Origin of the sequence: Streptomyces sp. NPDC050416, from assembly GCF_044458845.1 — a bacterium.
Taxonomy (GTDB): domain Bacteria; phylum Actinomycetota; class Actinomycetes; order Streptomycetales; family Streptomycetaceae; genus Streptomyces.
In genome coordinates, this window is sequence record NZ_JBITII010000004.1 from 1 (window position 1) to 19,729 (window position 19,729).

At 72.7% G+C, this 19,729-nt stretch carries 17 protein-coding genes; 7 read left to right on the forward strand and 10 right to left on the reverse strand.

Annotated elements, in window-relative coordinates; genetic code table 11:
- Positions 1-147: 147 nt before the first annotated feature.
- From ACIBL4_RS13255 to ACIBL4_RS13270, 4 genes are all read right to left on the reverse strand, one after another.
- Positions 148-600: a DoxX family protein gene (locus tag ACIBL4_RS13255; protein WP_356924206.1), complete on the reverse strand. Its 453-nt coding sequence runs from the start codon at positions 598-600 to the stop codon at positions 148-150.
- An 80-nt stretch (positions 601-680) separates the two neighbouring features.
- Positions 681-2,594 carry an FAD/NAD(P)-binding protein gene (locus tag ACIBL4_RS13260; protein ID WP_399409375.1) on the reverse strand — a complete coding sequence of 638 codons (1,914 nt, stop codon included), beginning with the start codon at positions 2,592-2,594 and terminating at the stop codon, positions 681-683.
- A 182-nt stretch (positions 2,595-2,776) separates the two neighbouring features.
- Positions 2,777-4,414: an alkaline phosphatase D family protein gene (locus ACIBL4_RS13265; protein WP_399409377.1), complete on the reverse strand. Its 1,638-nt coding sequence runs from the start codon at positions 4,412-4,414 to the stop codon at positions 2,777-2,779.
- Between the two features lie 100 nt (positions 4,415-4,514).
- Positions 4,515-5,159 (reverse strand): HNH endonuclease family protein, encoded by a 645-nt coding sequence (locus ACIBL4_RS13270; RefSeq protein ID WP_399409379.1) that lies wholly within the window; start codon positions 5,157-5,159, stop codon positions 4,515-4,517.
- Between the two features lie 397 nt (positions 5,160-5,556).
- Here ACIBL4_RS13270 and ACIBL4_RS13275 point away from each other — a divergent pair, with 397 nt between their 5' ends.
- Positions 5,557-6,138: a TMEM165/GDT1 family protein gene (locus tag ACIBL4_RS13275; RefSeq protein ID WP_399409382.1), complete on the forward strand. Its 582-nt coding sequence runs from the start codon at positions 5,557-5,559 to the stop codon at positions 6,136-6,138.
- 184 nt (positions 6,139-6,322) lie between these two features.
- The gene (locus ACIBL4_RS13280; protein WP_399409384.1) at positions 6,323-6,982 is read left to right on the forward strand and encodes an HAD-IA family hydrolase; all 660 of its coding nucleotides are present in this window, start codon (positions 6,323-6,325) and stop codon (positions 6,980-6,982) included.
- A gap of 46 nt (positions 6,983-7,028) precedes the next feature.
- Here ACIBL4_RS13280 and cpt read toward each other — a convergent pair whose 3' ends face one another.
- Complete coding sequence (gene cpt, locus ACIBL4_RS13285; RefSeq protein WP_399409386.1) at positions 7,029-7,559, reverse strand: chloramphenicol phosphotransferase CPT; 531 nt, start codon at positions 7,557-7,559, stop codon at positions 7,029-7,031.
- A 27-nt stretch (positions 7,560-7,586) separates the two neighbouring features.
- Positions 7,587-8,462: a peptidoglycan-binding protein gene (locus ACIBL4_RS13290; protein WP_399409388.1), complete on the reverse strand. Its 876-nt coding sequence runs from the start codon at positions 8,460-8,462 to the stop codon at positions 7,587-7,589.
- 1,804 nt (positions 8,463-10,266) lie between these two features.
- On the opposite strand from ACIBL4_RS13290, the gene ACIBL4_RS13295 reads away from it, so the two are divergent.
- Positions 10,267-12,333, forward strand: coding sequence for an MFS transporter (locus ACIBL4_RS13295; RefSeq protein ID WP_399409390.1), 2,067 nt, complete (start codon positions 10,267-10,269; stop codon positions 12,331-12,333).
- 19 nt (positions 12,334-12,352) lie between these two features.
- Here the strand turns inward: ACIBL4_RS13295 and ACIBL4_RS13300 are convergent, their stop codons facing one another.
- A complete protein-coding gene (locus ACIBL4_RS13300; protein WP_399409392.1) occupies positions 12,353-12,844 on the reverse strand; it encodes a GNAT family N-acetyltransferase in 492 nt (163 codons plus the stop codon).
- Positions 12,845-13,001: 157 nt separating this feature from the next.
- Here ACIBL4_RS13300 and ACIBL4_RS13305 point away from each other — a divergent pair, with 157 nt between their 5' ends.
- A complete protein-coding gene (locus ACIBL4_RS13305; protein ID WP_399409394.1) occupies positions 13,002-13,718 on the forward strand; it encodes a hypothetical protein in 717 nt (238 codons plus the stop codon).
- A 5-nt stretch (positions 13,719-13,723) separates the two neighbouring features.
- Positions 13,724-14,248: a hypothetical protein gene (locus ACIBL4_RS13310; protein WP_399409395.1), complete on the forward strand. Its 525-nt coding sequence runs from the start codon at positions 13,724-13,726 to the stop codon at positions 14,246-14,248.
- 26 nt (positions 14,249-14,274) lie between these two features.
- Here the strand turns inward: ACIBL4_RS13310 and ACIBL4_RS13315 are convergent, their stop codons facing one another.
- A complete protein-coding gene (locus ACIBL4_RS13315) occupies positions 14,275-14,682 on the reverse strand; it encodes a DUF1992 domain-containing protein (RefSeq protein WP_397623480.1) in 408 nt (135 codons plus the stop codon).
- 88 nt (positions 14,683-14,770) lie between these two features.
- Here ACIBL4_RS13315 and ACIBL4_RS13320 point away from each other — a divergent pair, with 88 nt between their 5' ends.
- Positions 14,771-15,163, forward strand: coding sequence for a hypothetical protein (locus tag ACIBL4_RS13320; RefSeq protein ID WP_307174893.1), 393 nt, complete (start codon positions 14,771-14,773; stop codon positions 15,161-15,163).
- A gap of 9 nt (positions 15,164-15,172) precedes the next feature.
- Here the strand turns inward: ACIBL4_RS13320 and ACIBL4_RS13325 are convergent, their stop codons facing one another.
- Together ACIBL4_RS13325 and proP are read right to left on the reverse strand one after the other, a co-directional pair.
- Positions 15,173-15,844 (reverse strand): O-methyltransferase, encoded by a 672-nt coding sequence (locus tag ACIBL4_RS13325; protein WP_399409398.1) that lies wholly within the window; start codon positions 15,842-15,844, stop codon positions 15,173-15,175.
- A 103-nt stretch (positions 15,845-15,947) separates the two neighbouring features.
- Positions 15,948-17,321: a glycine betaine/L-proline transporter ProP gene (gene proP / locus ACIBL4_RS13330; RefSeq protein WP_399409400.1), complete on the reverse strand. Its 1,374-nt coding sequence runs from the start codon at positions 17,319-17,321 to the stop codon at positions 15,948-15,950.
- 287 nt (positions 17,322-17,608) lie between these two features.
- On the opposite strand from proP, the gene ACIBL4_RS13335 reads away from it, so the two are divergent.
- Entirely contained in the window at positions 17,609-19,660 is a 2,052-nt protein-coding gene (locus tag ACIBL4_RS13335) for a phosphatase PAP2 family protein (protein ID WP_399409402.1), read from the forward strand.
- Positions 19,661-19,729: the final 69 nt, after the last annotated feature.

The following is a 19,729-nucleotide window of genomic DNA, read 5'->3' on the forward strand; positions in this document are numbered from 1 at the left end:
TGTTTTGGTGGGTGTGGGTGGTGGGGGGGCGGTTTGGTGGTTTCTCCCCCCACACCCCCCCGCCCCCCCCCGGGCCCCCCCCCCCCCCCGGGGGGCGCCCCCCCGCTCCGAGGCGCACGGTCCGAGGCGCACCGGCCGAGCCGCGGCTCAGGCCGCCACCGGCGTCTGGTCCGTGGCCTGCCGGCCCTGCGCCGAGGTGCGCTTGGCCAGCAGCCGGTCCACGCCGAAGGCGCCGGAACCCGTGAAGATCAGCAGGAACATGGACCAGCAGTACATGGCCGCGCCCTCGCCGCTGTTCTCGATCGGCCACAGGCCCTGCGGCTGGTGGACCTTGAAGTACGCGTACGCCATCGCGCCGGAGGCGACGAACGCCGCGGCGCGGGTGCCCAGGCCCAGCAGGACCAGGGTGCCGCCGACGAGTTCGATGACGGCCGCGTACCAGTTCGGCCAGGCGCCGGTCGCCGCGGTACCGCCCTTGCCGTCGACGCCTCCGAGGACACCGAAGAGCGCGACGGCGCCGTGGCAGGCGAAGAGCAGGCCGATGACGATCCGGAACAGTCCGAGAGCGTACGGCTGCGCGCCGTTCAGGCGTGCGGTCATGTGGGGGTCTCCTTCGGTCGGCCGGCCTGGGGAGGGCCGGTCGGGGGACGGAACCGATGAGTAACCCACGTTAGGAGGGCCTAATAGATGCTTGCAAGTTCAACATTTGGCCATTGGTTCACCTGTGATGGGGGCGCATTTTCCGCCGCAACCGCACGTAGAGCGGCTCTCGCTACCGCGTCCGCGTCCGAAAGCGTGACCGAATCCACGCCCGGACGAGCCCCCGCCGCCGTCACCCAGTGCACACCCTCCGTCGGCACGCCGAAGGCGAACCGCCTGGTATGCGGGACTCCTTGACGGTCTATCAGATGGTAAGGGCGTGGTGTCACATCCAAACCGCCTGTCTCATAACCGTCGACGGTGTGCGGACGGCACCGCCCGGTCCGCAACAGCTCCGCGAGGAGCCCGTCGGCTGATTTCCGCAGGTCGGGTTCCGGCAGACGGGCCTCTATGAGGGTTCTCACACGGACGGCCGAACCCGGCACGTCGGGTGAATGCGCCGACCAGGCCCCGTCCGCCTCCGTCACCTTCAGCCGCGGCCCGAGCACGCGCACCACCCCCGCCTCCACCAGGGCCGCCAGCTCCTCGATGCGGCGCCGGGGCGGGCCGATGGACAGGAAGGCGTTGAGCGGGGTGTACCAGCGGTCCAGGTGATCCCGGCGGGAGGCGCCCGCCAGGCCGCCGTGGTCGACGATCAGCCGGAGTTCGTTGCGCAGGTCGCGCAGCACGTCGAGGGCCGCCTTCAGCGGGCCGCGCACATTGCCCAGGGCGGCCTGCGCGGCGTCCTCGCGCAGGTACGACAGCAGCCAGTCGCGCCACTCGCCGGGATGCGCGAACTCCCGCCCGGCGTACGGCCGGGAGATCCGCTCCCAGCTCCAGCGGTCGGCGTCCGCCACGCCGAACCGGTCCAGCAGCACGGCCTCATGGGGATCTCCGTGCGGTACGGACAGGAAATGACCGGTGAACTCCCGGCACTGCCGCGCGGAGGCTCCGGCCCGCCGCAGCAGCGCGGTGCAGTACACCGTCTCCACCTCCTTGGCGACCAACGGCCATATCTCCGCCAGGAAGTCGGGCGCCTCCCCGGAGTCGGCGCGCTTGCGGAAGCCCGCGATCACGTCCGGTGTGAGGACCAGGGGGTCGTGCCGGCCGTACGCCCCCTTCGCGTTGTCGCCGCGCGCCTGGTACGGGATGCCGCGCCGCGACCCGGCGTACAGCCGCGGTTCGCGGCCGGAGGGGAGATAACGCAGCCCCTGGGCGTCCCGTACGAAACGGCCGCCGCGGCCGGTCGTCAACAGGGCCTGGTGGTCGAAGAAGTTGAGGCCGAGGCCGCGCAGCAGGACGGGCTCGCCGGGCGGTACGCGGGACAGGTCGACGTCGGCCGGGTTGGCGGGCGGGACATGGCGCAGGCCGTGGTGCGCGGCGTGGGCCGCCAGGCGCCGCAGGCCCGGCTCGGCGGTCGTCGGCAGGTGCCCCTGGGCCAGGACCACGGCGGACAGGCCGGTCAGGGCGCGGCCGTCGTCGAGGGTGAGGACCTGATGACCGCCGGAGGCGTCGTCGAGCCGTACCGCGCGGGCCCGGTGCGTCTCGACGCGGACGGCCGCCGGCGCGTCCCGCACGACGCGCGCGAACACCCACTCCAGGTAACGGCCGTACTCCGCCCGGGTCGGGTACTCGTCCGGGCCGAGCGTGCCGCGCGCCCACTCGTGCAGGCTCGGGCCCGGGCGGATCGGGCCCGAGCAGTCCACGCTGTCGTCGGTGAACAGGGTCACCTGGCAGGCCACGGTGTTCATCAGCAGCTCGGGCGACTGGTCGGTACGCCAGACGCGGCCCGGGCCCGGCGGGTCCGGGTCGATCACGTGGACCGTCAGCCGGGCTCCGGGCGGGAGGAGCTCAGGGGCGGAAGCGCAGAGGCGTTCCAGGACGCTGGTACCGCGCGGGCCGGCACCGACCAGCGCGACGGAAAACAGTGCGGGTTCTGCGGTCGGCGCAGGCAAGGGTGGGACTCCCGGGCGTGTGGGGCGCGATCGGCGGTCCGTCGGTGGGGAAGGGGACGGTCCGCCTCATCATGCCGTCGCCGGGAGCGGGAGCCGAGGACCGTGGCGAAGGATTGACCTCGCTGTGGGGCGCGTCACGAGCATCACGGTCACCGGGGCAGCAAACGGGCGGAAGGCATCGGTTACGGGGCAAGCTCGGAGTCCAGCAGGGTCGTCAGGCGCGGGCCCTTCCCCTCCCGCGTCCGTGCCTGCTCCAGCCGCAGCCGCGCCGAACGGCCGCGCAGGGTCAGCGTCATGAGCTGGTTTCCGAACCAGGGGCCGCCCGTCTTGCGCCAGCCGACCGGCGGCCGGGGGAGGCGTCCGTGCCGGGCGAGGCCACGGCCCAGCCCGCGGGCCACCGCGCTCCAGCCGATGCGGAAGGCCATCCGGATCGACGTGGGGACGGAGTTGTGGACGGGCGAGCAGACGAGCTGCACCACCCGGGCGTCCGGGCCCCGCCCGGGCCACGAGGGCTCGGCGATGTAGGCGTGGTGCACGTCTCCCGACAGCACGCACACCGTCGCCGGGGCGTCCCGCCCCGAGCCGGCCTCGGCGATCAGCTCCGCCAGGCCGGCGAACGACTCGGGGAACGCCGACCAGTGCTCCAGGTCCGCGGCCCGCCGCACCTTCTCCCCGAACCGCGCCCAGCGCTCGCCCCGTTCGCCTCGGCACAGCGCCGCGTTCCAGCCCTCGGCGTCGTGCACGAGATGCGGCAGCAGCCAGGGCAGCGAGGTGCCGAGGAGGAGGTGGTCGTACGACCCGGGGCTGTCCAGTACCTGCTCGCGCAGCCAGGCCTCCTCGCCCGGGTCGAGCATCGCGCGGCGGTCCTCGTCGAGGACGCGGGCGGCCCGGCTGTCGACCATCAGCAGGCGCACGCGCCCGAAGTCGCGCCGGTAGCTCCAGCGGGCCGTGGCCGGGTCGGCGTCGGCCCGGGCGGCGAAGGTGCGCAGCACGTCGGTGCCGTCGGGGACCGCGCGGACGCCCTCGTACACCGGGTCGGCCGCCAGCTCCGCCGGGGAGAGGTTCCCCAGGTGCTGGTGGACCCAGTACGACATCAGGCCGCTCAGCAGCCGCTCCCGCCACCAGTCGGTGGCCCGCATGTCGGCGAGCCAGGCGGCGGAGGTGTTCCAGTCGTCGATGACGTCGTGATCGTCGAAGATCATGAAACTGGGCACGGTGGACAGCAGCCAGCGGATGCGGGGGTCGAGCCACGACTCGTAGTAGAGGTGCGTGTATTCCTCGTAGTCCGCGACCCCGTTGCCCGGCGGTTCGTCCAGGTCGCGCCGGGCCGCCAGCCAGCGCTGTGTCGTTTCCGAGGTCTCGTCGGCGTACACCTGGTCGCCGAGCAGCAGCAGGACGTCGGGCCGCTCGCCCTCCGGGTCGGCCACGAGCCGGGTGGCCAGCGCGTCCAGGGCGTCCGGGCCCACGGGGTCGTGCCCGCCGGCCGGCGGGGCGGCCCAGCGGCAGGAGCCGAAGGCGACGCGGAAGCCGCCCTCGCCGCCCGGCGCGTGGATCGCCGAGGGCGGGAAGGGGGATTCGGGCAGCGGCCACACGCGGGTGCCGTCGAGGAAGACCTCGTACGTCGTGGTCGTACCGGCCGTGAGGCCCGTCACCGGGATCAGCGCGTAGTGGTGGCCCGCGACCTGGAAGGTCGGGGTCGTGCCGCCGGCGCCGTCGGCGCAGCGCACCGCGGCCTTGCACGGACGGCTCGTCTCGACCCAGACGGTCGCGGACGAGCCGTCGGTGTGTCTCAGCAGCGGTCCGAGCCGCAGTCCGGCCATCGCCGATCCCCTCTCCGTCGCCCCGTACGGTACGGAACGACGGAGGCCGGCGGGGAGGTTCCGGCGCGCGCGATCGCGCGTGTCAGTGGTTCGCGAGGTGTCAGCAGTTCGCGAGGTGGTTCTGGAGCGCGGACTTCTCGGCCGAGTCGACCGAGAGGCCGTAGTAGTACTTCACCTGGACCCAGGCGCGGACGTAGGTGCAGCGGTACGCCGTCCGGGAGGGCATCCAGGTGGCCGGGTCCTGGTCGCCCTTGGCCTGGTTGACGTTGTCGGTGACGGCGATGAGCTGCGGGCGGGTCAGGTCGTTGGCGAAGGACTGGCGGCGGGAGGTCGTCCACGAGTCGGCGCCGGAGTCCCAGGCCTCGGCCAGCGGGACCAGGTGGTCGATGTCGACGTCGGAGGCGGCGGTCCAGGTCGCTCCGTCGTAGGGGGAGTACCAGCTGCCGCTGGTGGCGGCGCAGGAGGAGTCCTGGACGACGTTCGAGCCGTCGCGCTTGAGGACGACCTCGCGGGTGTTGCAGGCGCCGGACTGGGTGATCCAGTGCGGGAAGAGGTCGCGGTTGTAGCCGGTGCGGTCCTCGGTGGCCACGGTGAGGGAGGCGAGGTAGGAGCGGGCGGTGGCCCCGCTGACGGGGGTGGGCAGGGCGGCGGAGGCGGCCGGGCCGTTGAGCAGCCCGGCCGAGGCTATGAGACCGGTGAGGCCCGCGAGTATGCTGAGCCGTCGACGCGCGTAGAACTTCGGCATGCGAACTCCCTTGTGAGGTGGGGGCGTTGGGCTGCGAGCGAGGGAATGCTCGTCGCGCCGTGTTGCGGGGAGGTATGCGCCCGGTGAGAAGTTAGTGACGCGTGCATGACATGACAAGGTTCACGGCGGAACTTTTCGCTCCAGGGGTGTCGCGTACCATGGACGGCGCAGAAGGGGAGTAGCTCTTCGCCGGACCGTCGACATACTGCTCAGCTCGTCTGAGCCGGCGCCGGAGGCAGGTCCACTGGTCCGTCCAGGGGTCCCGCCAGCGAGACCTTCGGCAAGCAGTACACGCCCGTGCCCTACGGCACGGGTGCCGAGTGTGCTGCCGTGCCGAGGTGTCGTGTGTGAGGATCCAGCACTCTCGGTGGGGCAGCCCCGACCGATTGAGGAACCCTTGATCAGCCTGACCGTGACGGCCGTCGTCTTCGGCGTCGTCTTTCTCGCCGAACTGCCGGACAAGACCGCCCTGGCCGGACTCGTCCTCGGCACCCGCTATCGCGCCTCCTACGTCTTCGCCGGTGTCGCCGCCGCGTTCGCGCTGCATGTCGCGCTCGCGGTCGCGGCGGGCAGTGTGCTGACGCTGCTGCCGCAGCAGATCGTGCAGGCGCTGACGGGCGTGCTCTTCCTGGGCGGAGCCGCGGTCCTGCTGCTGAAGAAGGGCGAGGACGAGGAGGAGGTCCGCAAGCCGGAGAACCAGTCCTTCTGGAAGGTCTCGGGAGCCGGGTTCATGCTCATCCTGGTCGCCGAGTTCGGCGATCTCACGCAGATCATGACGGCGAACCTGGCCGCCCGCTACGACGACCCGCTCTCCGTCGGTCTGGGCGCGGTGCTCGCGCTGTGGGCGGTGGCCGGGATCGGCATCGTCGGCGGAAAGGCGCTGATGAGGAAGGTGCCGCTGCGGCTGATCACGCAGATCGCGGCGCTGGTGATGCTCGCACTCGGGGTGTGGAGCCTGTGGGAGGCCGTGACCCGGTGACCCGGGGCGAGCTGAACGGCGAGTGAACGTCTGCGGGAGACCCTGGCCGATCCGGGGATTGTTTTGTACCGTGGAGAAACAAAGTGGCTCCCGCCCGTTTTCCCTGACCGGCGGGCGGGGCCGCCTTGTCCCTCCCGGGGGCTGCCGTGCGCCCTCGTCCGCGCCCTGAGCCTTGGAGCTGCCGATGACGGCCACCGCCGTGCTCACCGCCCGCGCCCTCCTGCTGGACATGGACGGCACCCTCGTCAACTCCGACGCCTCGGTCGAACGCGTATGGCGGCGCTGGTCCGAGCGGCAGGGGCTCGACCCGGACGAGGTCATGAAGGTCGTCCACGGACGGCAGGGCTACGCGTCGATGGCGCTGCTGCTGCCCGGCCGGCCGATGGAGCAGAACCACGCGGACAACGCCCGGATGCTCGCTGAGGAGACGGCCGACACCGAGGGCGTCGTCCCGATCCCCGGAGCGCCGGAGTTCCTCGCCTCGCTGCGGGGGCTGCCGCACGCGCTCGTGACCTCCGCCGACGTTCCGCTGTCGACGGCGCGGATGGCCGCGGCCGGGCTGGACCTGCCCGAGGTACGGGTGACCGCGGAGTCCGTCGGGGCGAGCAAGCCGGACCCGGAGGGCTTTCTGAAGGGCGCCGCCGAACTGGGTGTGGCGCCCTCGGACTGTGTGGTCTTCGAGGACTCCGGCGCCGGGATCGCGGCGGGGCGCGCCGCCGGGATGACGGTGGTCGGGGTCGGGCCCCGGGCCGCGTTCCACGAGCCGGACGTGGTGGTGGACGACCTGACGCGGGTGCGTGTGGAGGCCGTGGGGGACGGGACGATCCGGCTGCACATCGGGTGAGGAACGCGCGCCGGCTGTCGGATGAGGGGCGTCGTCGTCCGGTCGGTCAGAGGTGGGCGGCGATGGTGCGCGCGCACTCCAGGGCCTCGGTGTGGGTGGTGTCCACCTCCAGGTCGTAGTGCACGCCCTCGTGCGCGAGGTGTGCCTGGGACGCGGCCATGCCCCGGACGCGGTCCCCGCGGGCGATCTCACGGCCCTCGGCGACCGCGCTGTCGCACCTGACGCCGACCCACAGCACGTCGAGTCCGGCCAATGCCTTCTGCCAGCGCTCCTGGGAGTGCGGACCGCCGAGGAAGACGTCGTCGACGATGATCCCGGCGCCGGCTCTGGCCATCGCGGCGATGCCCTCGGTCCAGGCCGCGTCCAGTGCGCGGAACTGCGCGCCCACGCTCACCCCGCCGTCCGCCGTGAAGGTGATCCCGCCCTCAGAGCCCCGCATCCGCGCGGGCAGCGCCTCGACGAACGAGTCGACGCCGAAGGCCGGCCACGGGTCCGGCAGCACCTCTTGCAGACACCGGACGATCCCGGACTTGCCCGAACTGGAACCGCCGTTGAGCACGATCACCTGAGTAGTCACGGCGTCACAGTAGAGCGGCCGGGGCGGTTACGGCTTCTTGGTTTCCGACTCCAGCTTGGCCCGCGTCTCCCGGTCGTAGACGCCGAGGTCGTCGGTCTGGATGCCGCGTGACCACTGGTAATTGCGGACGGCCTCCTCGAGCCGGCCGTCGTAGTCGCCGTCGGGGTCCTCGCCGTAGAGGTACAACTGGCGCAGCCGGAGCTGGAGTTCGGTGACCTCCGGGCCGCGGTCGCCCAGGCGCAGGACGGTCGGGCCGCCGCTCTGGCGGGAGTTGTCCGGTGGCGCGTTCCCGGGGCCGGTGGCCGTGGCGGACGTCGCGGGCGCCGACGGGGTGGCCGACTGCGACGGGCTCGGCGAGGCGCTCGACGCGGACGGTGACGGGGAGGCCGACGGGCTCCTGGTGGCCGACGGTGACGGCGGCGGTGCGGCGGGGGCCGACGGCGTGACCTGTCCGCTCTGCGCCGGGGGCGTGGACGCCGGGCTGCTCGACGGGGCGTCCGGCACGCTGGCCCGGAGGTCGTCCGGCAGTGCGGTGTCCCGGGACGGCGCCTCGTAGGAGAACAGCCCGCTCGCGAGCCCGGCCGCGGCCACGACGGCGGCACAGGCCCCGGCGGCCACACCGAGCAGCACGCCACGCCGCCGACGCCGGGGCCTCCGGCCGAACTCGTCCGCTTCCGGCCTGCCCCGGCCCTGTCCTCCCGTGCCGTCGAAAAGCCGCAGGTCGGTGACGCTGGGTTCGGTCGCGGCGGGGGCCAGGGGGGTCGGCAGGACGGAGGTATCCGGGGAGGTCGGCAGCACGGTGGTCGCGTCCGGGTCGACCGGGCGCAGGGGCATGGTCGCGTCGGCGGGGGAGGACGGCGGCGCGGCGCCTTCGGCGCGCAAGGTCTGCCCGGGGTTCGTCACGGGCCGTCGCGGGGCGCCCTCGGCTGCCTGTGCGGGCTCGACGGTGTGCCGCCGCCGGTCCGCCGGATGGTTCTGAGGCGGTCGCGGGGCGTCGTCGGCCGTCTGCCCGGGAGTGCGGCGCGGGGCGCCTTCGCTCGCCTGCGGTAAGGCTTGGGGGTGTGAGTGCTCCGCGGTCGAGTGCCGACTGTCTGCCTGCGTTCGCCGTGAGGTCTCTTCGGCCGCCCGGGCGGCGTGCTCGGGGGCCGAGGCCGTCGTGTGCGGGGGTGCGGACGGGCTGTCCGTGCGGGCGCGTCGCGGGGCGCCCTCGGCCGCCCGGCCATGAACGTCGGCAGGCGAGACCTGGCCGTGCCGGGGTGAGGCGGAACGGTTCGCCGGGGACGGCTCGTCGGCGTGCCGGGGCTCCGTCGGGTGGGTCCGGGGCGGTCGCGGGGCGCTGTCGGGTGTCGGCCCGGGAGCTCGTCGCGGGGCGCCTTCGCTCGCCCGTGCGGGCTCCGTGCGGTCCGTGGGCGAGAGCGAGCTGTCCGCGTGGGTTTGCCTGGGGGTGCCTTCGGGTGCCCGCGTGGGGTGCTCGAGGCCCGCTCCCTTCGCGTGCCAGAGCGTGGTCGGCACGTCCGCGCGGGGACCGGCCGCCCGGGCAGGGTCGTCGACAGGCGGGGTCTGGGCGAGCGGGGGCGGGGTGGGTGCGTCCGCCCCGGACGGCTGTGCGGGGCCGTCGGCGTGCCGGGGCCCGGCCGGGTGGGTTCGGGACAGTCGCGGGGCGCCGTCGACCGGTCGCCCGGGCATCCGGCGCGGGGTGCCTTCCGGGGTCGGCGCCGATGACTCGGTGTGGGAGGTCCCTGTAGGCGTGGGCCTGCCGTCCGTGTGGGGTCGCCGTGGGGTGTTGTCGGTTGCCCGGGTGGGCTGATCGGGGCCGGAGGTCGTGGTGTGCGAGGGCGTGGGCGGAGCGTCCGCGTGGGTTGGTCGCGGGGCGCCTTCCGGGGTCGGCGCCGATGACTCGGTGTGGGAGGTCCCTGTAGGCGTGGGCCTGCCGTCCGTGTGGGGTCGCCGTGGGGCGTCGTCGGCCGCGCGGGTGGGTTGTTCGGGGCCGGAGGTCGTGGTGTGCGAGGGCGTGGGCGGAGCGTCCGCGCGGGTTGGTCGCGGGGCGCCTTCGGGGGTCGGCGCCGGGTTCTCGGTGTGGGAGGTCCCCGTGGGCGTGGGCCTGCCGTCCGTGTGGGGTCGCCGTCGGGTGTCGTCGGCCGCGCGGGTGGGCTGCTCGGGGTCCGAGGTCGTTACGTCCGTAGGCGTGGACGGGTGGTCCGCGTGGGATCGCCGTGCGGCGTCGTCGGCCCGGGTGGGCCGCTCGGGGCCCTGGGCCGTCGTGTGGGGTCGTCGCGGGGCGGCGTCGGCTGCCCGCGTGGGGCGGCCCGGCGTGTCCCCGTCCCCGGGGGACCGTGTCGGCGTGTCGGGCGTGAGTTCGACGTACGGGCGGATGCGGAGTGGGTCGAAGTCCTCCGCTGCCGCCGCCTCCATCGTGCGGGCGTTGCGGAGGGCCTCTGCGGCGCGGTGCGTGCAGGTGCAGGACGGGGTGTTGTCCGGCTGTCTGGGCGTGCCGCACTCCGGGCACGGGTGGCCGTTCGGCTGTTCCACGCGTTCCTCCCTCCCCTCGCGAATTCCAGCTCCCCTCGCGAACTCCAGAGATTATCCAGATCTTCTCCACAGCGCGGACGGCCAGCTCCCGGAATGAAAGCTTCCAAAAGGACTCGGCGGGCCATAACACGTCACACCGGTCACGATGGAAAATGTCACAGGACCCTCGGGAGGTCTCATGGCCGAGCATGCGCACGCCACGAAGGCATCGGACCAGGGCGCCGCCGTCCGGGAGCAGGTGCCCGGCAACGTCCTGGTCTCCATCGGCGCCCTGCTGCTCGGCATGCTGCTCGCCGCCCTCGACCAGACCATCGTGTCCACCGCGCTGCCCACCATCGTCAGCGACCTCGGCGGCATGGATCACCTGTCCTGGGTGGTCACCGCCTATCTGCTGGCCGCGACCGCCGCGACCCCGCTGTGGGGCAAACTCGGCGACCAGTACGGCCGGAAGCGGCTGTTCCAGACGGCGATCGTGATCTTCCTCGTCGGCTCCGCGCTGTGCGGCGCGGCGCAGGACATGACGCAGCTCATCGCCTTCCGGGCCGTGCAGGGGCTCGGCGGCGGCGGGCTGATCGTGTTGTCGATGGCCATCGTCGGGGATCTCGTCCCGCCTCGTGAACGCGGGCGTTACCAAGGGCTGTTCGGGGCCGTGTTCGGCGCCACCAGTGTGCTCGGGCCGCTGCTCGGCGGGCTGTTCACCCAGCACGCGAGCTGGCGCTGGGTGTTCTACGTCAACCTGCCCGTCGGCGTCGTCGCGCTCGCCGTGATCGCGGCCGTGCTGCACATCCCGCGCCGGACGCAGCGGCACGTCATCGACTACCTCGGCACGTTCCTCATCGCGGCCGTCGCCACCTGCCTGGTGCTCGTCGCCTCCCTCGGGGGCACGACCTGGGGCTGGGGGTCCGCGCAGATCGTCGCCCTCGCGGTGCTCGGCGTCGTCCTCGCCGTCGCCTTCGTGGCCGTCGAGCGGCGGGCCGCCGAACCCGTCCTGCCGCTGAAACTCTTCCGCGTGCGCACCTTCACGCTCGCCGCCGTGATCAGTTTCGTCGTCGGCTTCGCCATGTTCGGCGCGATGGTCTACCTGCCGACCTTCCTCCAGGTCGTGCAGGGCATCAGCCCGACCATGTCCGGTGTGCACATGCTGCCGATGGTGCTGGGGCTGCTGCTGGCCTCCACCGCCTCCGGGCAGATCGTCAGCCGGACCGGCCGCTGGAAGGTGTTCCCGATCGCCGGCACCGGCGTCACCACCCTCGGGCTGCTCCTGCTCCACCGACTCGACGAGCACAGCTCCACCGCCGAGCTGAGCGGCTTCTTCTTCGTCTTCGGACTCGGCCTCGGCCTGGTGATGCAGGTCCTCGTGCTCATCGTGCAGAACGCCGTCCCGTACGAGGACCTGGGCGTCGCCACCTCCGGCGCCACCTTCTTCCGCTCCATCGGCGCCTCGTTCGGCGTGGCCGTCTTCGGTACGGTCTTCGCGGGCCGGCTCGGCGACCAGCTCACGGACGCCCTCCGGGGAACCCCGCTGCCGCCCGGTGTCTCCGTGGGCGCGCTGGAGGCCGATCCGCGCGGCATCGCCGCCCTGCCGCCCGGCCTGCGCCCGCCGGCCCTGCACGCGTACTCCGTGGCCATCACGGACGTCTTCCTGTACGCCGCCCCGGTCGCACTCCTCGGCTTCGTGCTGGCCTGGTTCCTGAAGGAGGACCGGCTGCGCGGCTCGGTCACCGCGCCCGACGTCACGGAGACCCTGGCCAGCAACCCCGTGGAGCGCTCCTCGTACGACGAGGTGTGCCGTGCGCTGTCGGTGCTCGGCACCCGCGCGGGGCGGCGCGAGATCTACCGGGAGATCACCGCCCGGGCGGGCTACGACCTGCTGCCCGCGGCGAGCTGGCTGCTGCTGCGGATCAGGCGGTACGGCTCGGTGGAGCCGGCCGTGCTGGCCGAGCGGATGCCCGTGTCGCTGCCCGTGATCATGGCGGCCGTGCGCCAGGTCGAGGAGCGCGGGCTGGCCGTGCGCACGGGCCTCGACATGGTGCTGACCGACCGGGGACGCGAGGTCGCCGAGCGGCTGGCCGAGGCCCGTGAGGCGTCCCTCGCCGAGCTGCTCGGCGACTGGTGGGGGCCGGACCGTCCGACCGACCTCGTCCAACTCGTGCGGGAGTTGAACGGCGAACTGTGCGGCTCGCGCCGGGAGCGGCCCTATGCCGAGCGGCCGCACGTCGAGCGACCGGTGGGGCGGGCGGTCTGAAAAAAAGAGAACTTCTGGTTCAGGTGAGGTGCTTGGTGAACCAGTGCTCGGCGTACGTGTCGTCGTTGTGCGGCTCGGTCTCCTCGTAGCCGAGCCGGGTGTAGAGGGCGCGGGCCTCGACGAGGTCACCGCGGGTGTCGAGGATCATCCGCCGGGCACCGAGTGCGCGGGCGGCGTCCTCGGCGGCCCGGACCAGCAGCGCGGCACCGCCCTTGCCGCGCATCGCCTCGCGCAGGAAGACCCGCTTGAGCTCGGCTGTCGTGCCCTCGACCAGCCGTACGCCCGCGGTGCCGGCCGGCTCACCGCCGTACCGGGCGATGAGCAACTGCCCGGCGGGCGGAGCGAGATCGGCGCCCGGCTCCTTGGCGATCTCCCGCTCCAGCTCGTCCGGGTCGGTCCGGCGCCCCTCGTGCAGCAGGTACCAGCGGTCGCTGACCTCGGTGTAGTACGCCCGCCACAGGGCGGCGGCGACGGGGGAGTCGTACGGTTCCGGGGTCACGGTCCAGGTCATGGCCGGCATTCTCCGCGGCGGCCGTAGCGGGTCCGCAACCCGATTACCCCGGGGGCGTCCGGACCCGGGCGCCGTTTGGGGGCCTGCTTCCGGGCTACCCGGTCGGCGAACCGGCTCGCGAGGAGAGCCGGTTGGGCCGAGAACCCGGAAGGCATTCATGTCCACTGGCCTGATCATTGCTCTGATCGTGATCGCGGCGGTCGTCGTCATCATCGCGGCCGCCATGACCCTGCGCGCCCGAGGGGCTCGGCGCGGCCCGAGCCTGAAGCGGCGCTTCGGACCCGAGTACGACCTGGCCGTCGCCCGGCACGACGGCGACACCAAGGCCGCCGAGCGCGAGCTCGCCGAGCGCGTGGAGCGCCACGGTGAGCTGCGCGAACGCGCGCTGGAGCCGGCGCAGCGCGAGCAGTACGAGGCGCGCTGGACGGCCGCTCAGGAGCGGTTCGTCGACTCGCCGCGCGAGGCGGTCGCCGAGGCGGACCGGCTGCTCGCGGAGCTCGCCGGTGCCCGGGGCTTCCCGGACGGCGGGCAGTACGAGGAACAGCTCGCGGCGCTGTCCGTGCACCACGCCCACCACGTGGACGGCTACCGGCGCGTCCACCGCGCGGCGCACCTGCGCGCGGACGACGCCCGGGACGGCGGCACCGGTACGGAAGACATGCGCGAGGCCATGGTGGCGGCCCGCGCCCTGTTCGAGGAGCTGGTGCGTCCGGCCCGCCACGACGGCGGAGACCACGTCGCCGGCCCGCACCTGGGCGGACGCCATGAGGGCGGACGGCACAAGGCGGGGCTGAACGGCGGCCGCAAGGCCACCGCCGGCCGCGGCGGACACATGCCGTGGGCGATGCACCGACGTCAGGCGAAGGAGAGTTGAGATCGATGTCCGACATGACCCGACCGCCCGGCGACGACACCCGCGACGCGCAGGTCACCTCTGACACGCGCGTCACCCCAGGCGCCACCTCCCACACCCCCGGCACCCCTGGCTCCTCCTCCGACCCCGACGCCCGCGGTGAGACCGCCCTGGGCACCGGCCATGGCACCGGTCACGGCACGGGTCTCACCGGTGCCAAGGAACGGGAAGGCACCTCCCACGGCTCCCACGGCACGCCCGCGCACCTGCTCCCCCACGACGAGTCCGACAAACTCACCTCGCAGTTGCACCACGCCGTCGCCGAGTTCGTCGACGCGCCCCGGGCCGCCGTCGAGGAGGCCGACCACGTGCTGGAGGAGATCACGGCCCGGTTCACCGAGGCCGTGACGCAGCGCCGCCGCACCCTGCGCCACTCCTGGCAAGCGGTGGAGGGCGGCGAGGGCAAGCCCGTGTCGAGCGGCGACACCGAGCAGCTCCGGCTGGCCCTGAAGGACTACCGGGAGCTGGCGGAACGGCTGCTGCACGTCTGAGCCGGGTGCTCCGAACCGAACCCCGGTCACCGGCCTGCCCGGCGCTCCCGCCACTGCCGTACGACGTCCTCGACGTCGTACGGCTTCTTACCGAGCGGGGGCCCGGGCGGCGGCTTGAACATCATGTCGCGGATCTTGTCGTTGATCTCGCCGATGATCTTCCTGACGGCCTGCTCCGAAGGCGCCGCGTACGCGGCCAGGAGCGCGTCCTCCGCCTCCTTGCGCAGCGCCAGCGTCGGCGGCAGGACCGAGAGGCCCTCGCGGGCCATCTTCCGCTTGACCCACCACAGTTCGTCGTACGTGGCGTCCACGTCGGCCGGCAGCGGCTTGCCCGCCCCCGGCAGCCGCTCGAACTCCCCGCGTGTCTCCGCGTCACGGATCTGCTTGTCGACCCAGGACTCGAAGTCGACGCCGGGTGGCTTTCGCTCGGTCATGTACCCATTGTGCCGGACACCGTGCGGCCTGGCGTTCTATCATGCGGCGGGCTTGCAGTCCCATCAGGACGTCTCAGGAGGAGCGCACGTGCTCGAACTCACCATGGCCGCCGTGTCCGCGGCGGAGGAGGGTGCCACGGCCGGCATGCTCATGGCCGACGCGCCCAGCGAGCCGGGCGCCGTGCTGCGGGTGGGCCGTGACAAGTCGGTGTGCCGGCTCTCCACGCCGGACGACTGGTTGTTCGTCTCCCGCGTCCACCTGGAGTTCCTGTGCGGGCCCGACGGGACCTGGCAGCTGACCTGGCTGCGCGGCTCCCAGCCCGACCCGTCCTCCGAAGTCCGGCTCACGGTGGGGGAGTACGTCCAGCCCCTCGCCTATGGCGGCACCGTCCCGCTGCCCAGGGGCGGCAGCGGCGAGGTCATCGTCCAGGACCGCACCGCCCCGCGCAGCGTCAACGTCGGTTTCTTCCACGAGGTGTGACGCCGAGGGTCAGGCCAGCACCCGTGCCAGCGCGAACCCGTCGTACCCCTTCATGCCGACCGTCTGGATGGCCGTGCCGCTCAACCTCGGGTGGCTGCCGATCAGTTCGATCGCGGCGCGGGTGCCCGTCACGTCCGGTGCCGTGCTCGCCGCGTCGGTGACGCGGCCGCCGCGGACGACGTTGTCGAGGACGATCAGGCTGCCCGTGCTGGTGAGCTTCAGGGCCCACTCCACGTAGTGCGGGTTGTTGGCCTTGTCGGCGTCGATGAAGACCAGGTCGAAGGGGGGCGGGTTCTCGTCGGCCAGCTTGGGCAGGGACTCCAGGGCCGGGCCGACCCGGACCTCGACGAGCTTGTCCAGGCCGGCGCGGGCGATGTTGCGGACGGCGACCTCGGCGTGCTTGGGGTCGTACTCCAGGGAGACCAGCCGTCCGTCGGCGGGCAGGGCGCGGCCCAGCCAGATGGTGCTGTAGCCGCCGAGCGTGCCGATCTCCAGGATGTGGCGGGCGCCCTGGATCTGGGCCAGGAGCTGGAGGAGCTTGCCCTGGTTGCCGGAGACGTTGATGTGGGGAAGCCCGGCGGCGTCGCTGTCGCGCAGGGCGGCCGCCAGGGCTTCGTCGTCAGGGGCGAGGCGGGCGGTGAAGTAGGCGTCGACCTCGTCCCAGACGTGCGACTCGCTCATGCACCTCTACCTTTCGTACGCATAGTTAGCATCCCTAACTACTGGCGTGACGAAGATACGTGGTGCACCGGTGCACTGTCAGGGGGATTTCCCCCGGCGTGTCTCAGCCGGCCACGGACGGTGCCGAACCCGGCAGCGGGCGCCCGGCCGACTCCGCCATGCGCCACACCGCGAAACCGCCGATGACGGCCGCGGCCATCATGTAGTACGCGGGCATCATCATGTTCCCGGTGGCGCCGATCAGGGCCGTGACCACCAGCGGCGTCGTACCGCCGAACAGGGACACGGAGACGTTGAAGCCGATGGACAGGGAGCCGTAGCGGACCTTCGTCGGGAACAGCGCCGGGAGCGCCGAGGGCATGGCCGCCGTGAAGCAGACCAGCAGCAGGCCGAGGGCGCCCATGCCGAGGGCGACCGCGAGCAGGCTGCCCTCACGGATCAGCAGCAGAGCCGGGACGGACAGCAGCAGGAAGCCCGCGCAGCCGGTGGCGATCACCGGGCGGCGGCCGACCCGGTCGGTCAGCGCGCCGGCGAACGGCTGGACGATCATCATCAGGGCCATCACGCCGAGCACGACGAGCAGGCCGTGCGTCTCGTCGTAGTGGAGCTGACCGGTCAGGTAGCTCGGCATGTACGACAGCAGCATGTAGTCGGTGACGTTGAAGACCAGCACCAGGCCGACGCAGAGCAGCAGCGCGCGCCACTGGCCGGTGATCATCTCGCGCAGCGGCACCTTGGGGCGGTGGGTCTCGGCCTTCTCGACCTCGGCCGCGAACGCCGGGGTCTCCTCCAGGCGCAGCCGCAGGTAGAGGCCGATGATGCCCATCGGACCCGCGATCAGGAAGGGGATGCGCCAGCCCCAGGAGGTCAGGTCGTCGGCGGAGAGCAGGGCCGTCATCACCGTGACCAGGCCCGCGCCGCCGATGTAGCCGGCGAGGGTGCCGAACTCCAGCCAGCTGCCGAGGAAGCCGCGCCGCTTGTCGGGGGCGTACTCGGCGATGAAGGTGGAGGCACCCGCGTACTCACCGCCGGTGGAGAAGCCCTGCACGAGGCGGGCCACCAGGAGCAGGATCGGCGCGCCGACACCGATCGTCGCGTACGACGGGATCAGACCGATCGCGAAGGTGCCCGCGGCCATCATGATCATGGTGAGCGCGAGGACCTTCTGGCGGCCGACGCGGTCGCCGAGCGGGCCGAAGACCATGCCGCCGAGGGGGCGGACCAGGAAGGCCGCGGCGAAGGCGCCGAACGTGGAGAGCAGCTGTGCGGTGGGGTTGCCCGAGGGGAAGAAGACCTTGCCCAGCGTGACCGCGATGTAGCTGTAGACACCGAAGTCGAACCATTCCATCGCGTTGCCCAGCGCCGCCGCCTTCACGGCGCGCTTGACGAGCGCGGGGTCGGTGACGGTGGTGTCGGGGGATTTCGCTGCGCGGCTCTTCAGGCCGGACGCGGGAGCGACGACTGAGACAGTCGACAAGACTCGCTCGCCTACCTTTCGACGGGGACAGGGACGCGGTCCGCGCGGCGGCGCTGTCGTACGGGCCGAAAAGCGACGATAGGCGAAGAAAATCCCTTTACGGGCGGTGCACCTTTCGTTGCAGGATGCATCTAAACACCGGCTATGCAGGCACGTATGCCCGGCTGGGAGCGGTTCCCGCGAGATCTTGATGTGATCCTTCTCGCGTCGCGAGAGGCAACCACGTGTCTCGCGCACTATCGTCAACCGGACGAAGGGGGGCATACCGGGTAGAAGGTCGACGAGGCGTGGCGAATGCGGAGCGCAGCGGGCGACCGGCGGAAGCCTTCGGAGCGACATCCGTCGGCAGGACCCGCACACCCACCCGCGCACCTCTGCGCATGGCCTGTCTCGCGCTGTGGCTGATCGTCGCCGCCCTCGCTGCACGGCAGGTCACCGTCGTGCTCGGCACCCCGCGCGGCGAGCGGCTGACGGATCTGGAGACCTGGGTCGGGCCGAACGGCGTCCTGCACGTGAACGGCTCGCTCTACGACTCGACCCGCTTCACCGGCACCCCCTTCAACGGCCTCGTCCTCAAGCCCCTCACCCGAGCGGCCGAACAGGCCCTCGGCTGGGGCTGGACCTTCGGCACGCTGCTGCTGGTCGTCGCCCTCGGCCTGGTCGCCGCCCGCGCCCTGCCCCAGCCCATCGGCCGCCGCACGGCCCTGCTGGCCGCCCCCGTCGCCATCAGCCTGCTCATGCTGTCCCTGCCGGTCCGCAACACGCTGTGGCTCGGCCAGACCAGCATCATCCCGGTCCTGCTCGTCCTGCTGGGCTGTTTCGCCGCCCACGGTCAGCGCACCAGCGGCCTGCTGATCGGCGTCGCGGCGGCGCTCCAGCCCACCCTGCTGCTCTTCACGCCCCTGCTGTGGTGCACAGGCCGCAGGCGCGCCGCGCTGTCCACCGGCGTCACCTTCGCCGCCTGCACCGCGCTGGCCTGGGCGGCGATGCCGCACGACTCCCACCGCTACTGGGTCCACCACCTGGCGGGCGTCGGCCTCGGCGGCCCGGCCGACGACCTCGCCAACCAGTCCCTGCACGGCGCCCTGCTCCGGCTCGGCCTGACCGGCCCCCCGGAGATCGCGCTCTTCCTGACGCTCGGCGCGGCCGCCGCCGTCCTGGCCCTGCGCCGCGCCGTGCGGTACGTCGACGACGGCCAGCTCCTCCTGGCCGTGGCGATCACCGGCTGCGCCGCGATCGTCGTCTCGCCCACGGCCTGGCAGCACCAGCTGCTGTGGGTGCTGCTCGCGGTCACCGGCCGGGCCGGCAGACGCGCCGGTGACCGGTACGTCTGGCCGGTCGCCGTCGTCCTGGTCATGACCCTGCCGACCAGGATGCTGCTGCCGGAGATGCGGGCGCTGGACCCGCTGGGCACCAACCTGGTCCTGCTCGCCGCCCTCGCCGCCGCCACGGCCGTGCCGTTCCTCTCCCGCACCTCCCCGCACTACCGGGCGCCGCTCCCGCCCGAGTACGCCCCCGCCGCCCCGGCCCGCTTCCGGCGCGTCCCGCTGGCGCCCTTCCTGCGCCGGGTCCTCACCCGACCGAACCTCCTCCTGGAACTCCTCCTCCTGCGGGTCACCTACGCCGCCTACGCCCAGGTCCGGCTCGCCGCGACCGGCGGCAGCAACTCGGCCGGCCGGGCCGAGGCCGAGGAGAACGGCCGGCAGATCCTCGGCCTGGAACGTGCCCTGCACATCGACGTCGAGCACTGGGCCAACCACACCGTCGTCACGATCGGCTGGCTGCGGGACTTCTGCGACTTCTACTACGTGTCGCTGCACTTCATCGCCCCGCTGACCGTCCTCGCCGTCCTGTACTGGCGCCGCCCCGCCGACTACCGCTGGGCCCGCTCCGCCCTGGGCTTCACCACGCTGCTCGCCCTGATCGGCTTCTGGCTCTACCCGCTGGCCCCGCCCCGCCTGATGCCGACACTTGGCTTCGTCGACACCGTCCACGGCGTCCAGGACTTCTCCCAGCCCGACTACGGCACGCTCACGTCCCTGACCAACCAGTACGCGGCGATGCCGTCCCTGCACTTCGGCTGGTCGCTGTGGTGCGGCGTCGTCATCGCCGTCCTGGCACGCCGCTGGTGGATCAAGGCCCTGGGGGCGCTGCACCCGCTGTTCACCCTGTCCGCGATCGTGGCGACCGGGAACCACTGGGTGCTGGACGCGGCCGGGGGAGCGGTGGTGGTCGGGGCGGGCTTCGCCCTCACCTATCTGCTGTCCGGCCCCCGGGCCGCCACGGCGGCGGCGACCGAGCGTGAACGCACATCGACCCGAAAGCCCGTACGTAGTTGACCTGTTAGGAAGCAGTCCTTCCCGAGATGCAACCCGGGTGCGGGGCGCGCACGATGAGAAAAGGGCACC